The sequence below is a fragment of the Acinetobacter sp. TR11 genome (genome assembly GCF_027105035.1).
Classification (GTDB): Bacteria; Pseudomonadota; Gammaproteobacteria; order Pseudomonadales; family Moraxellaceae; genus Acinetobacter.
This window is the reverse complement of record NZ_CP114256.1, coordinates 2,802,689-2,816,533: the sequence shown is the minus strand read 5'-3', so window position 1 is coordinate 2,816,533 and position 13,845 is coordinate 2,802,689. Positions and strand designations below refer to the sequence as shown.

The 13,845-nt window shown below is 39.3% G+C and carries 21 protein-coding genes; 8 read left to right on the top strand and 13 right to left on the bottom strand.

Features of this window, described 5'->3' with window-relative positions:
- Nucleotides 1-99: 99 nt before the first annotated feature.
- Nucleotides 100-1,287: an MFS transporter gene (locus O1450_RS13690; protein ID WP_269228871.1), complete on the top strand. Its 1,188-nt coding sequence runs from the start codon at nt 100-102 to the stop codon at nt 1,285-1,287.
- A 61-nt stretch (nt 1,288-1,348) separates the two neighbouring features.
- Nucleotides 1,349-2,119: a tRNA threonylcarbamoyladenosine dehydratase gene (locus tag O1450_RS13685; protein WP_269230475.1), complete on the top strand. Its 771-nt coding sequence runs from the start codon at nt 1,349-1,351 to the stop codon at nt 2,117-2,119.
- A gap of 30 nt (nt 2,120-2,149) precedes the next feature.
- Here the strand turns inward: O1450_RS13685 and O1450_RS13680 are convergent, their stop codons facing one another.
- Nucleotides 2,150-2,632: a hypothetical protein gene (locus O1450_RS13680; protein WP_004658972.1), complete on the bottom strand. Its 483-nt coding sequence runs from the start codon at nt 2,630-2,632 to the stop codon at nt 2,150-2,152.
- Nucleotides 2,633-2,968: 336 nt separating this feature from the next.
- On the opposite strand from O1450_RS13680, the gene O1450_RS13675 reads away from it, so the two are divergent.
- Nucleotides 2,969-3,364, top strand: a complete 396-nt coding sequence (locus O1450_RS13675) for a GNAT family N-acetyltransferase (RefSeq protein ID WP_269228870.1) — start codon at nt 2,969-2,971, stop codon at nt 3,362-3,364.
- Nucleotides 3,365-3,373: 9 nt separating this feature from the next.
- Here the strand turns inward: O1450_RS13675 and dusA are convergent, their stop codons facing one another.
- Nucleotides 3,374-4,393, bottom strand: a complete 1,020-nt coding sequence (dusA, locus tag O1450_RS13670; RefSeq protein ID WP_269228869.1) for a tRNA dihydrouridine(20/20a) synthase DusA — start codon at nt 4,391-4,393, stop codon at nt 3,374-3,376.
- A gap of 119 nt (nt 4,394-4,512) precedes the next feature.
- Here dusA and O1450_RS13665 point away from each other — a divergent pair, with 119 nt between their 5' ends.
- A complete protein-coding gene (locus O1450_RS13665; protein ID WP_269228868.1) occupies nt 4,513-5,706 on the top strand; it encodes a site-specific integrase in 1,194 nt (397 codons plus the stop codon).
- Here O1450_RS13665 and O1450_RS13660 read toward each other — a convergent pair.
- The 11 genes from O1450_RS13660 to O1450_RS13610 all read right to left on the bottom strand — a co-directional run bounded on the left by O1450_RS13660 (nt 5,703) and on the right by O1450_RS13610 (nt 9,930).
- Nucleotides 5,703-6,077 (bottom strand): hypothetical protein, encoded by a 375-nt coding sequence (locus O1450_RS13660; protein ID WP_269228867.1) that lies wholly within the window; start codon nt 6,075-6,077, stop codon nt 5,703-5,705. The genes O1450_RS13665 and O1450_RS13660 overlap by 4 nt on opposite strands.
- Nucleotides 6,077-6,346 (bottom strand): hypothetical protein, encoded by a 270-nt coding sequence (locus O1450_RS13655; RefSeq protein WP_269228866.1) that lies wholly within the window; start codon nt 6,344-6,346, stop codon nt 6,077-6,079. Before O1450_RS13655 ends, O1450_RS13660 begins: the two co-directional genes overlap by 1 nt.
- A complete protein-coding gene (locus O1450_RS13650) occupies nt 6,346-6,714 on the bottom strand; it encodes a hypothetical protein (RefSeq protein ID WP_000764236.1) in 369 nt (122 codons plus the stop codon). Before O1450_RS13650 ends, O1450_RS13655 begins: the two co-directional genes overlap by 1 nt.
- A 57-nt stretch (nt 6,715-6,771) precedes the next feature.
- Nucleotides 6,772-7,407, bottom strand: coding sequence for a 3'-5' exonuclease (locus O1450_RS13645; protein WP_269228865.1), 636 nt, complete (start codon nt 7,405-7,407; stop codon nt 6,772-6,774).
- Nucleotides 7,404-7,847: a hypothetical protein gene (locus O1450_RS13640; protein WP_269228864.1), complete on the bottom strand. Its 444-nt coding sequence runs from the start codon at nt 7,845-7,847 to the stop codon at nt 7,404-7,406. The genes O1450_RS13645 and O1450_RS13640 overlap by 4 nt, the downstream gene beginning before the upstream one ends.
- Entirely contained in the window at nt 7,837-8,076 is a 240-nt protein-coding gene (locus tag O1450_RS13635) for a pyocin activator PrtN family protein (protein ID WP_269228863.1), read from the bottom strand. Before O1450_RS13635 ends, O1450_RS13640 begins: the two co-directional genes overlap by 11 nt.
- Nucleotides 8,077-8,129: 53 nt before the next feature.
- Nucleotides 8,130-8,321 (bottom strand): hypothetical protein, encoded by a 192-nt coding sequence (locus O1450_RS13630; RefSeq protein ID WP_126038133.1) that lies wholly within the window; start codon nt 8,319-8,321, stop codon nt 8,130-8,132.
- Nucleotides 8,305-8,457, bottom strand: a complete 153-nt coding sequence (locus O1450_RS13625) for a hypothetical protein (RefSeq protein WP_164836591.1) — start codon at nt 8,455-8,457, stop codon at nt 8,305-8,307. Before O1450_RS13625 ends, O1450_RS13630 begins: the two co-directional genes overlap by 17 nt.
- Complete coding sequence (locus O1450_RS13620) at nt 8,454-8,681, bottom strand: hypothetical protein (protein WP_269228862.1); 228 nt, start codon at nt 8,679-8,681, stop codon at nt 8,454-8,456. The genes O1450_RS13625 and O1450_RS13620 overlap by 4 nt, the downstream gene beginning before the upstream one ends.
- Nucleotides 8,678-8,875: a hypothetical protein gene (locus O1450_RS13615; protein WP_269228861.1), complete on the bottom strand. Its 198-nt coding sequence runs from the start codon at nt 8,873-8,875 to the stop codon at nt 8,678-8,680. Before O1450_RS13615 ends, O1450_RS13620 begins: the two co-directional genes overlap by 4 nt.
- A 335-nt stretch (nt 8,876-9,210) precedes the next feature.
- Complete coding sequence (locus O1450_RS13610; protein WP_180078653.1) at nt 9,211-9,930, bottom strand: hypothetical protein; 720 nt, start codon at nt 9,928-9,930, stop codon at nt 9,211-9,213.
- A 228-nt stretch (nt 9,931-10,158) separates the two neighbouring features.
- On the opposite strand from O1450_RS13610, the gene O1450_RS13605 reads away from it, so the two are divergent.
- Genes O1450_RS13605 through O1450_RS13590 form a run of 4 tightly spaced genes read left to right on the top strand, consistent with a single transcriptional unit; the run spans nt 10,159 to nt 13,610 of the window.
- The gene (locus O1450_RS13605) at nt 10,159-10,386 is read left to right on the top strand and encodes a hypothetical protein (protein ID WP_179997242.1); all 228 of its coding nucleotides are present in this window, start codon (nt 10,159-10,161) and stop codon (nt 10,384-10,386) included.
- Nucleotides 10,387-10,432: 46 nt separating this feature from the next.
- Nucleotides 10,433-10,918, top strand: a complete 486-nt coding sequence (locus O1450_RS13600) for a phage regulatory CII family protein (RefSeq protein WP_269228860.1) — start codon at nt 10,433-10,435, stop codon at nt 10,916-10,918.
- Nucleotides 10,915-11,847, top strand: a complete 933-nt coding sequence (locus O1450_RS13595; RefSeq protein WP_269228859.1) for a primase-helicase zinc-binding domain-containing protein — start codon at nt 10,915-10,917, stop codon at nt 11,845-11,847. The genes O1450_RS13600 and O1450_RS13595 overlap by 4 nt, the downstream gene beginning before the upstream one ends.
- On the top strand, nt 11,844-13,610 hold the full coding sequence (locus tag O1450_RS13590; RefSeq protein WP_269228858.1) for a DUF5906 domain-containing protein: 1,767 nt from the start codon (nt 11,844-11,846) through the stop codon (nt 13,608-13,610). The genes O1450_RS13595 and O1450_RS13590 overlap by 4 nt, the downstream gene beginning before the upstream one ends.
- Nucleotides 13,611-13,845 lie beyond the last annotated feature (235 nt).

The window sequence follows — 13,845 nt, the reverse complement described above, 5'->3', positions numbered from 1 at the left end:
CTTAAATCAAAGATGAAAGCTGGTCTTTCATCTTTTTTTGTTTGAATTTCAAACATTCAGCGTTAAGGTAGTCAAGCCCGATTAAATTGGATAAAGGCTTTGAATCAGTTACCACGCTATGTTTATTACCTTTTGGCTGCGCAGGCATTTAACTTAATTGCTGCTGTTCTGTCTGTTACTGTAGCTGCAATTGTGGGATTGAAATTAGCGCCAACACAGGCTTTGGCTACGGTTCCGTATGGTTTGCAGTTTTTAGCGATGTTACTGACCACCTTTATTTTTTCTTTTTTAATGAAAAAGTTTGGTCGGCATGTGGTATTTCAATTTGGTTGTGTCTGCCTATTCTTGGCCGGTATTTGGGGCTATCTGGCTCTACAGCAGCAACAGTTTTATCTATTATGCCTGAGCCATTTTTCACTGGGTTTATTTATCTCAACTGCGAATTTTTATCGCTTTGCTGCTTCTGATCGGCTAGCAACAGATTTAATTCCGAAAGCCACCGCGATGGTCATTTCGGGCGGTGTGATTGCAGCAATTATTGCGCCCATATTGGCAATTCAATTTCAGCAGGTAGCAGGTTTACCCGATTTCACTGCGATCTATTTCATCTTTAGTGTCTTGGCTTTGTTACTATCTCCGACTTTGTATCTATGGAACAAAAAATTTCAACGCCAGCAAACACAGCAGGTGCTAATTGAACCAACCCAGCGTAGCAAACTGCCAAGTACTTTGATTATTGCTGCGGTGATCAGCGGAGCATTTGCCTACTATATTATGAATGTCATGATGATTATGTCCTCCTTGCACCTCAAGGAGCATCACTCATTTCATTATGCTTCGATCTCGATTCAGTTACATGTATTGGCCATGTTTATCCCATCTTTCTTTGTGTCAAAGCTGATACAACGCTGGGGAACGCATACCACGATTTATGTTGGTTTTGTTTTGTTGATGCTATCGTCTTTAATTCCAATGTTTGGACAGGTCGGTATCTATATTAATGCTGCCTTGATCGTGTTGGGCGTGGGCTGGAATTTTGCTTATTCAGGTGCATCAACCTTGTTAGCTGGTCTTAACGAGCAGCAAAAACATCGTGTTCAAGGTATCAATGAAACAGGAATTGCTTTGTTTGCAACATTAGGAGCATTTTTACCTGCACCGATTTTGAGTAGCCTCGGATGGATCAATGCAAACCTGTTGGCTTTGTGCATGAGCCTGATCGTTTTTATCTTATTGGTGATTTTAATTCGTCGAGATCAACCATCAAGTAAAGTTTCACGGGGCTAACCTAAAATCAGTTAAACACGGTAAAATAGTGCTTTGACTGCAAAGATAGACCACGACTGTGATGACCGATGTTTCTGTAAATGATGAATATGAGCGCCGTTTTGCGGGTGTCGCCAAAATTTATGGAGAAACTGCCTTTTCGCATTATGAACACAGTCATGTCATGGTGATTGGGATTGGTGGCGTCGGCAGTTGGGCAGTTGAAGCACTGGCACGTACCGGGATTGGTGAACTGACCTTAGTCGATATGGATGTGGTAGCAGCCTCCAATATCAACCGTCAATTGCCAGCGATGAGTTCGACACTAGGACAAGAAAAAATCGAAGTGATGGCAGAGCGCTGTCGTCAAATTAATCCACGTATGAAAGTAAACGTGATTGATGATTATCTGATGCCTGAAAATGTCAAAGAGATTCTAAACCCAGTGCCAAACATTGTTTTGGATTGTATTGATGACGTCAAAGCCAAACTTGCCTTAATGCTGCATTGTCGTTTTAACAAAATCCCGTTGATTGTGTCAGGCGGAGCAGGAGGAAAACTCGATCCACTGAAGATTCGCGTGGCAGATTTGTCCAAGACCGAACAAGATCCAATGTTGGCAAAGTTACGCACGCAACTGCGTTCAAAAGGGATTTGCAAAAAGCCCAAAGAGAAATTCGGAATCACTTGCGTGTATTCGATTGATAACCCATTTTCAAGCGCAGAAGTTTGCCCAAGTGCTGGCTTGCGTTGTGGCGGTTATGGTTCGGCAGTGGTGGTGACTTCAAGCTTTGCCATGGTGGCGGTGGCTGAAGTGCTGAAAAAATTAGATGCTAAAAAGCCTAAAACATAATGTTCGTTTAGGCTTTGATTCAGGCTTTTATTAACCAAGACGGTAATAAGTATAAGTGACGTTTTTGTCTTTATAAACGTCATAGCTAGTCTGCTTAAAATCAGAAACCCATTGTGAGCCTGTAAAACCGGCAATATGACCATAAACATGTTTTTTGGTGCGATGAATAATATAAATATCGCCTGGCATTGGGTTATCAAAAGCAGGGTCAATTTGCTTATAGCCAATCTTTTGTAGCGTTCCACCCCAATCTGAGGCGGCTATAGGATGTTGTGCAATTTTTGCGCCCGCTGTTTGTAATGCGATACGAATTGATTTGGCACACTTTGCTGAACTATGAAATGAGGAAACACGAGAAAGTTTATCTGAAAACTTCTGTAAGTTAATTTGCTGCGAATTCTTGGATAATGCGTATGGCGGTGTAATATCTGCGGGAGTTTCTCTGAGCATAATGACTGCATTTTGAGTCTGTGCATGCATCATCGAATCTAATGAGGGTGCATCATAAATCATAGTTCAATCTCAACCAATCCTAAAACAACTTTGAAGCGGTCGCCAAATTCCGTGGCTCGCAGATATTAAGCGATAAATCTTAAAAAAACTTATTTGCAATGTAATAACGTAACTTTTTGAGGGTGTTGTGAGGAACTTAGCGTAAAAATCACATAAAGAATCTTTTTTATTATCATTAATTTAGTTGTTAATTAGTTTGAATAAAATGATTTGTAAGATTATATTTCTTTTTTGATTGAAAAATATACGCAAGCGCTGATTCAAAGAAACAAAGCTTTGTGATTTAAAAAATAATAAACTATTGTTTATTAAAGTGAAAAATGGAAAGAATAACAAGTGATACGTCCAGCACAAGCAACAGATATCAAGCAAATAGTAGAATTAATTCAGCCATATATAAAAGATTTTGCACTGAATGCAGAGGGTGAAGCAAAATTTAGTCAGGATATGATTAAGAAATTACTTGAAATGCAAAGCATTGAATATTTTGTTTTCGAGAAAGAGTTATCCATTATTGGTGTGATTGCTTATAAACAACCTTCTCATTTGATTCATTTCTTTGTTAAGCAGGATTCACAACAGCAAGGAATAGGTCGTCAGCTTTGGATGTTTTTAGAAGATAAACTTTCTCAGCAACATTCAAAAATTACTGTGAATTCTAGTTGTTATGCACAGCCCGTTTATGAAAATTTCGGATTACGCTATATTCCGATGTGCAAAAGTTATGCGTAGAACATCAAATTAACTTTGATGTTCTCGAACGTAATCTTCAGTACGTTGCATCGCTGTTTGGATATTGATGATTGCATTTTCAATATCAGCAATCGTTTTGGCATTTCCACCACTGAGGGCCTGACGCCATTTACGTGCGCCTGGTAGATTTTGAAATAAACCTAGAATATGGCGAGTGATAATCGAAAGTGGAGCACCTTCAGCAACGCGTTGATGAATATAAGGCATCATGTGCTGCATGATCTCAAAACGATTAGGTGCTTCCAAATTCCAAAGTTCACCCATCTCCGCCAATAAGTACGGATTATGATATGCCTCACGACCAATCATGACTCCATCAACATGCTGTAAATGTTGTTGTGTTTCTTCAAAGGTCTTGATACCGCCATTAATCTCAATGGTTAGATGTGGGCGTTCTTGCTTTAGACGATAGACATCTTCATAGCGTAATGGTGGAACTTCGCGATTCTCTTTCGGCGATAAGCCCTGCAAGATCGCAATACGTGCATGTACAATAAAATGTGTGCAGCCTGTTGATGCCACCGTATCAACAAAATGCAGCATTTCTTCGTAAGATTGCATGTCATCAATCCCGATACGATGCTTTACAGTTATAGGAATCGATACTGCTTTTTGCATACTATGAATACATTCTGCAACTAAATTGGGTTCAGCCATTAAGCAAGCCCCAATTTTATTGTTTTGCACGCGATCACTTGGACAGCCGACATTCAGATTAACTTCGTTATAACCCCAGTCTTCGGCCATTTTGGTGCAGGTAGCAAGCTCTTGTGGATTTGAGCCGCCAAGTTGTAGCACAATTGGATGCTCTTGCTGATTGAAATCGAGATGGCGATTAGCACCACCGTAAATAATCGCGCCTGTAGTGACCATTTCGGTATACAACACGACATTGGGATTAAATAAACGGGCAAAGAAACGATAGTCTTTTGTGGTCCAATCCATCATGGGTGCAACGGATATACGTGGAAGCCTTGATATATCAGTGTTTTGTTTTAAATCAGTCATTTAAGCACCTATTAGCATTCGTATCATTTACGATGAATTTGCATCTTTTCCTATCTTTTTGTAACTCTTGCAACTATATTTGCAACCATTCCCCGTTCATTTAAGAAATAGTTGCAAGCATGGGCTATATCACAGAGTTAAAATCCAAAACTAAAGGTACCAGATACAAAGCTGTGATCAATATTCGCAAGCCAAGTGAGGGTATCGAGTACTTTGATACTGAAACATTTAGTACCAGAGCTTTGGCAAAAGCGTGGCTAAAAAGAGAAGAGGACAGATTAGAAAAGAATCCTCACTTGTTGTCAACCGACAAAGATGCTGTGGCATCAGCAGCTATGTCTTTGGCATCCGCAATTACCAGGTATAAAGCTGAAATTTCAGACTATGGCAGGACTAAGGCATTTACATTAGAGATGCTGAAAAAGTTCGATATTTCTCAAAAGTCATTGTCGGATCTGAAGCGTACTGACTATGCACAACATGCTTTGCGTAGACGTGATGGCTATAAAAATGAAAATTATGATTTAGATCCTGTTGAGCCGAGTACTATTCTTTTCGAGTTCCAGTGCATCAAATCAGTATTGGATCATGCTGAACTGCTTTGGGGTGTCGAGATTGATTTCAATGAATATGAAAAAGCAGTTAAAGGTCTAAGAAAGTCTCGTGTGATTTCTGAGTCTGAAGAGCGTAACAGGTTGCCAACGACCAAAGAATTGCAGGACCTGACCACGTATGCGTACATGGATTTTCATTTAAAGAATTATTCAAATACGCCTTTGTACTTGATTATGTGGCTTGATATTTACACGGGTCGTCGTTTAGGTGAATTGCCACGGCTTGAAATACAGCATTATGATCGTGAGCACAAAAAATGGTATCTGGAGGCAGTGAAGCATCCAACGAAAAAGAACAATGACAAATGGTTTGTGGTGTCAGATGAAGCAGCTGAAATTATTGATGAATTACTCAAGCCTGAAATCCGTAAAAAAATGCTTTTACGTGGTGGTGATGATCGGTACCTGATCCCAACACATGAGGAAAATATTGCACGTCATTGGCAGAAAATTAAGAAACAAGCGGGCATTGATGATTTACGTTTTCATGACCTTCGCCATGAGGCAGCAACACGTTTGGCAGAGCAGGGCTTAACGGTACCACAGATCCAGCAGTACACTTTGCACGATGACTGGAATAGTCTGAAACGCTATGTCAATTTAGATATTATTAGAAAGGATCTGCTCACATATAAGCAAGCGATTGAAGTGGCCAAAATAACGGGCATTGCTGAAGCCATTAAAAAAGCCTCTATTTAGAGGCTTTGTCGTTGTTGAAATAGGTAATCGAGTGTAGCTTTAAGCGATTGAGAAAAATGCCCGCTACCAAAATCTTGTCTTACATCAAAACAACCTGACTCATTAAAAATCACTGTTCGTCCATTAATTTCAGTGGATTCACCGCGCCACATCATTGCCAATTTTTGTCGTGCTGTGTCTCTATCTAATTTGACTGCAGTTTGAGCTTTGGCTGCTTTCCATGTTTCCCACAAGAGTTGAGTGGGCGGAAAGTAAAATATTCTTGATTCTTCATCAAACTCAAAAGGAGACACACTAAATTCATAAAAATTAAACGAATCAAGTTGTCGAACTTCAGCAATAAAAATTTCTCTTTCCTTCTGATTATCCATCACTTTTCACCTCGCATTTTTTTGAGCTCTTTAATCACATTTGAGGTTACGTGGTTTAATGCTTTCTCTGCATCAGAAGTGCTTAAATTGTTTATATACAAGCCCATTGCAAGCCACATTGAACAGAAAGTGAATTCTTTTACTGATTCACGACCTTCTTTTTCTAAAACTGTGATTACTGGTGAAACGGCCTTTTTAAATACATCTTGAGCAATAAGACCTGGTGTTGTGCTGATATTTATATCTTTGACCTTAATAAGATTTTCCATCAAGCCACCTTTGCCTTTTCTTTAATTTTGTTAAATGTCTTCGAGTCCAATTCCTTTTCAGCCACCTTGAAAAAACGCATCGCCAGCTCCTGCGCTGAGTGATTATTTTTCTTCATGATCTTGGCATCTTGATCAAGCAAAGTGACAGTCTGGTTGATGCGTGTCAGCATAGAATTGACTTGTGACAATTCAATATTCAGTAAAGCAATTGAATTGCCGTTTTTGCATTTGTCCTTGGCTTCAATCAAGCCTGCACGTTTGGCTTTGAGTTGGTCACGTAGATCTAAAAGATCATCACGGCTAAATTGTTGGCTGAGTTTTAGAGGACTCAGTTCTAACAACTGTTCTTGTGCATTTTCGAGTTTCATTACCATTCCCACATTTTGTATTTAATAAATAAAGTGCCATTTGCTAAAAGCATGATTTCAAAGATCAACAAAAAGAATTCGGTCACAAGCTTCATCCTTTTGCAGTAATTTGAACTCCAAATCAGCTACTTTTTGCGCCATTTCATTAAAGCGCTGACCTTGTTCAATCAGGATCTGAGACTGTTTACTCTGAATGTTCTTGATATGAATAAACTGTTTAGCCTGGTGAACAGCATCATCAAGTGCGTTGTGTGGCATACCAACAAATGGCAAATCTAATTTAGAAACAGTCTTGAGTAGTGTTCTAAAGCAAAATTCTTTGTAGTACTTCCAAGGGCGTTCAATGTCGAAATGGTCTAATGCGTTATTGATCCAGCGGATATCAGCTAAGGCACCTTTTGACCAAATTTCAGTGCATTCATGTTGAGTGTAAAAATTGACTAATCTGATCAATGCATCTTTTATGTTCTCAGTACCTGAAAATGCTTGCTCACGAGCAGCCAAACTTTGTTCAGACCACCAGTCCAAAGTGTCTTGGCTCACATCAAAATCAGTGGTCGATTCCGTACTAATACCAGCATCAAAATAATGTAAGATTTGCTGATCATTAAAAACAACAGCACCAATGCTAAGTAGAACAGGGCGTTCACCAACATCTAAAGTTTCACAATCAATCATTAATTTTTTAGTCATGCTGCCAATTCCTTTTTGCGTTGAATAATTTCTGCTTTGCATGCAATGCAGTGATGTTTTTGGTTTGATTTATAGACTTTGAAAAGTGTTTCTCCATGCTTTAAGCATTTACCCGTGAAAGTATCCAGATCAGCATCCAGTGCTTTGTGCTTTTCATCAAAGTTATACTTTTGACGTTGTTGCTCAACTGTTAAAGGCTTTTCAATCGTTTTTAAAACAGGACGTTTTTTACTGACTGAGCTTGTCATGGTCTGACGCATGGCATGCTGTGAGCTTGTCCATTCGTTCTGTTTTGACTTGTCATTCAGAGCTGAATAGCCTGCAGGTAATTGATCTGGACACTGCTTTTTTTGCTTACGGAGGAACCAGCGAACTTGAATATCAAGTCGTCTTGATTCAGTTTTTTTACGTAAAATGTCATGGTCCAAATTAGTGTGCATACTGTTCACCATTCATGGCTTTATGATCGTGCTGAGCCAATGCAGTTTGCTGATCGATATACACAGCAAGGTCTGCCAAATTGACCATCCAAGATGCTTTTTGTTTTTCGCCCAAACGGATCACAGGAAACGGTAATTCCTGTTTCACTGCTTTACGTTTGGCAATTTCAAGTGACATGTGGCTCAAGTAGTCTTCAACCACATTTTCAAGCGGTACCACTGGAGACATGTAGCGCAACACAAGCATCGTGTACGTGTTGATAACTGGAGCAAATTTACCTTTCACTTCAATTCCCCTAGTTCCTTGAAGATACGTTCAGCCGTTTTTACATCAACGGTTGCAGGTACCACATGCTGACCAGGCATGTGAAAAGTAATCACATGCGCACCATTGTTATTACGGATCACCACGTTGTTCACATTGCTCATATTGATAATGTGCTTAGTGTGGTTTAAATCAGTGAATTGCAGCATCGTCGTTCTCCAGCAGCTGCTTCAATGCAGCTTGTTTTCGCTTGAGCTTGAGTTGATGTTCATACGCTTTTAAGACAATAAAAACAGAGAAAACGAACATAAAAGCAATAATGTAAAACGGTGCATATTCGTTCATGACACATACTCCACAGCTTTTAGTGCTGCATTTAAATGTTTTTCTTCATCAGACAAATAGCTCAAATACTCTTCATCAATTTCTTTAAGCATGCATTCGCAGCATTTTGATGGATGATGTTCACAGCCTTCAGGTTCAGGCTGCTCAATTTCAGCAATCAAGCAATGGCAGCACTGTTCATCCGTGAAATTTGGACATTTATCCTGGCATGGGTGCTGATTCATGCTGATTCCTCAATAAGTTGGTTTCGGTAAATACGACGTACTTTTTTTTCCAAAGTCTGTTTTTCAATTTGACTTAGTTCTTCAGCTTCAAAAGCTGCTTGAATGAACGCTAAGGCTTGAGATTGGGCATCCAGTAATGCAGCGCTTGAAAGTGCATTAAGTAAATTTTCGATAGCTGCGTTAATCTGGTTCATGCTGTTTTCACGACACATAGCTTTCTCCAGATACGAGCAAAAAGATTGATCTTTGCTGGCTGAGCGAAATCTTCAGCGTGAAGACGGTTGATGATGATTGTGTCAAAAGTTGATTTTTTCATTAAATAAATCACCTTATAGGTTATTTGATAGGTGAATTATTGATTTATAAAATCAACCTTGTCAATACCTATTGGGTGATTAAGTTAAATTTTGGGTGATTTTGTTGCATTGATTTATTGTACGAAAGAATATTTTTTTTAATAAAATTACTTAAAAGTAAATTTTAGGAATAAAAAAAAGGTGGCATTTGCCACCTTTTAATCATATTTAAGCTACTTAATTTGGCTCGGAGAAATAAACATTTTCACTGGAGAAATTCGTGCAATCTTATCTTTAAGGATACGATCATTAGAACCATCAACTGAATCAATGCTTATCAATATATCTTCTTCACGTTGGAATTCACCAGCGTAAATTGAGCCATCTTTACAAAATATTAGGACTTCCTCACCAGGTATCGGTATACCTGCAAACTCACACACAATTGCATAACCATTTCGATATGGTTTTGAAAATCCTGTACCACGAATCAAGTACGCTATTGGATTATTGATACCCGCTGGAAGATTAATGTTCTTTACTTCTTCAATATTATCGCTGACTGCCAACTCTTCACCTTTGGACATTTTTAAAATGTTTTTAAGTGGCACTATTCTAAGCACATCGTTTTGATCAATACTAGGGTGATTAGTTGATTTATTTCTAATTTTTTTATCTGATACGACATGATCTGTCGCGTGGTTAGATTGAACAATGTTTTTAATGGTAAGAATATCTTGGGGGTGATCTAGCCAACCTAGTGGTAAGCCATGTGCTTCAGTCACTTTTTCGGCAAATTTATCACCAATATTTTTTTTACTATTTTTGCCTAAATATTGATTTAAGTGATTGTATTCAACACCTAATTTTTCACAAAAAGCTCTTCTGTTTTCATAGAATTCCAACATGTTGAGCAGGTTGTTTTTGCGAGTCTCGTAAACAGTCATTTGCATTTCAAATACCTATACACCAAATATTGAGGTTGATGTTCCTCCGCCTTTAATTCAGGGCCATCAGGCTCCTGAAGACTTTTACTTATTGCTATGCGGTGATTATCAAGCATAATCACATGAAAAAAAATCACTCATAAAATACTTAAATCACCTATTAGGTGTTGACTTTCAATAATTAAAAAATCAATAATGCAACAAAATAAATAACCTTTAAGGTGATTTAGTTGTATGAAAGTTGATTTCAATTTTAATGAATATATCTTGCAAATGTCTGATGAGCGCTTGGTCAAGTTTTCTCAAGATTCTGGAACTACACCGAATTACATCAAAAGACATTTGATTTACAAGAAAAAAATCCCACGTCCTGAAATGATTGATGCTTTGGTTTTTGCTTCTAGTGGTGATTTTTCTAAGCATGAATTCGTCTCTTGGTTATATGACTTAAGTAAAGCGTAGGTGATTTCATCATGAGTAAATATGATTATTTAATGAGGCTAAAATCATGATTAATAATAAAGATAAGGTTTTGCCACTCTCTTTGGCATTACGTGCAGCAGTTTATGGAGATGGTGATCAATCATTGATGTCGTATATTGCTGAAAAGAATTGTTGGAATCTAACCACTTTTAGAAATTCCCTATGTCCTACTACCACTACCCATAAGGCCAATATTTATCATCTTGAAGCAGTACTTGCTGAAACTCGTGATCCAGGGATTATGGATAGTATATGTGCCATTCATGGCAATGCGGGCTGGTTTGAATTTCCAAAAGTTTCAGAAAATTTCGATCAGGTGAGTTATTTAAGTCGAGTTGGTGAACTAGCAAAAGAGCAGGGTGCATTAGCTCAGTCGATAGCGAATGCAGTAGCAGACGGTCGGATCACTAAGGTTGAAGAAAACGAGATTTATCAGGAAGTACTGGATCTTGTTCGAGTGGCGACATCTTTGCTTGCGATGGTCAAAAAACAGCGTGAGCAGGTGGCATGATGATTAAGCCTAAATTTCAATTGGATGACGTAAAAGCCAAGGCGCAAGGCCTTTGGATGGATACGATTTTTCCAAGATTTAACATTGAAGTTCGCTTCAAGAAAAAAACGCCTTGTCCTGCATGTGGTGGCCGTGATCGCTTTTGGTATGACGATAAGAATGGCAACGGTGATTATTTCTGTCAACAATGTAGCGCTGGTGATGGCTTTAGTTTGATTCAAAAAGTGACGGGCTTGTCCTTTCCTGAATCCATAGCAGAAGTTGCTGCAATCGTTGGACTTGATGCAACGTCAAATATCACAGATGCAGACCGTGAAAAATGGCGTAAAGAACGCGAATACCGTGAAAAAGAGCAACGTGAACTTGAACAGAAGATGCGTGAAAACATCGCGCGTAAAGCAGAAAGTACATTCCGCAATGCTTATCAGGGTGATTTCAGTTTGTACTTAAAGAATAAGCAAGTTGATAAAGACCCTAAAATCAAGATTACGCATGACGGCAACCTTCTGATCCCTGCATATGATGAGCACGGCAAAATTTGGAACGTGCAGACCATCACACCTGATGGGCAAAAACTATTTATTCAAGAAAGTGGTGGTCGTACTGGGGGGTGTTTCTTTGTCATCGGTGAGGTACAGCCGGATCTGTATGACGCTTACATTATTTGTATTGCTGAAGGTTATGCCACAGGAATGTCTATTCACATGGCAACAGGTCATCCAGTCGCGCTTTCATTCGTTGCAAATAATTTACCAAAAGTGGGTGCAGTATTGCGCCAAAAATATCCGAATGCTGTGTTTGTTTACTGTGCAGATGATGATTCAGCTAAAGAAAATACGGGATTAAAGTATGCCGAAGAAGCACAAGCCATAACAGGTGGCATCATTGTACTGCCTGATTTCACCAAAATTAAGGAGTCAGTTGCATGAATTCTAAGGTCTATACAGACTTCAACGATTTGCATGTCAATTGCGGACTCGACGAAGTCGGAAAGCAGATCCGTTCAGCTATTTCTTCTATTCAGATTTCCCCCGCACCCCCAAGTAATGCAACCAACAATTTTTGGGGGCAAGATCCCGATTTTGAACAAATCGATGTTGTTGAACAAAGTGGGGGCGCGGGTATTTCGCAGGAAAATACTGCTCAATCTGAGCCTTCACCTGAAAATCAAATGGAAAAATGGATTGCCCGTTTCTGCTTAATTGAAGGTGAAACCAACGTTTGGGATGATTACGGCAAAAAGATTTGGAAAAAAACCGCATTTCAGACCATGTTAGGTGGCAAGAAAGTCTTTGATCAGTGGAATTCACATCCAAAACGTAAAACCATTTCATCAGATGATGCAGCTGGACGTGCAACGGATGAAGGTCATCTCAAAGCAAAAGAGATGATCGAAAGGTTCATTATGCTTGAAGGTAAAAAAGCATGTTGGGATACATTTCGTCGTGAGCTTGTCGGCACGGATGTTATGAAAGAAAACTGGGCAGGTGCTTATGATGTATGGGCAAAGTCTAGAGAAAAACGCATGATTTGGCATGAAGATTTGGTCTTTGTCCCAAGCATGCATATCAGTGAAGGTCAGATCAATACCTATGACGGCATGGACATTTCACCGATGCTGGATGATAAAAATCAGATTGTTCAAACTTCCGATGCGTTGGAGCTGTGCATACCAATTATTAACTTGGTCAAATTTTTATGTGGTCGTGAAACGGCTGCTTATGAATGGCTGATGAAATGGCTCGCTTATCCTCTGCAACATCCAGGTGCAAAAATGAATACATCTGTTTTGCTGTGCAGTGCCGTGCAAGGTTCGGGTAAATCCCTATTCTTTGAAAAGATCATGACACGGATTTATGGTGAAAAGTACTCTGTCACATTGGGTCAAAATGGTCTTGAATCCATTTATACAGATTGGGCTGAGCGTAAGTTGTACTGCTTATTTGAAGAAATATTTAACAATAAGTCCAAGTTCGGCATGATGGGTCTGATCAAACACATGATCACGGGTGAAAAGATCCGTATCGAGAAAAAGTTTATGTCAGGCTATTCGCAGAATAACCACATCAACTGTGTGTTCTTATCCAATGAAGTACAGCCATTGGCTATTGAAGAACGTGACCGTCGATTCTTGGTACTCGAACCAAATCAAAAATTAGGTGATGAACTAAAAGGATTGATTGAAAACTGTCTTGAACCTGACAGTAAAGCAATCAGTGCTTTCTATACCTACTTGTTGTCGATGGATCTGGCGGACTTCACCCCATACACTGAGCCACCAATGACCAAGGCCAAACAGAAAATCATTCAGTTCGGTTTACCAGGCTGGAAATTATTCTTAGATGATTGGCGTGTAGGATTATTAGAGCATCCATTTGTTTGTTGTCTCTCAGATGATTTGTATATGGCTTATCGTCAGTGGTGCCATAAGAATGGAGAAAAAGCGATTCCATCTAACAAGTTCTTAAACTTGATTGCATCTGAGCGTGTCGTGGCCAAAGGGCATGGACGGATCTATGAGGATGTTGTCACTGGAGCTGGTTATCAGGAAAGACGCAAAGAGGTGCAAAGGCGCATGGTCTTTACTGCTAATCCACCTGAAGGCGTAAAAAGAGCAGATTGGCTGAGTGGACAAGTGAAAGAATTTCGTGCTAAGTTAAAAGGAGATCATGATGTCCCTAACACAATATAAAATATCAATAATTGTTACGGGTGTTACGGGTCTGTTACGGGTTAAATCAACACCCCGTAACACTGTCAAAGACTTACACCATCTCACTTTCAGCGACCTTGTTACACCTGTTACGGGCTTATGCGCGCGCGCACGCGTGAAAAAAAAATTATTCAATCTGCTAATTCTTATTTCTAAAGATAAGAATATTTTTCTTACGTGCGAGGAAACAGCCCGTAACACCCGTAACACCCGT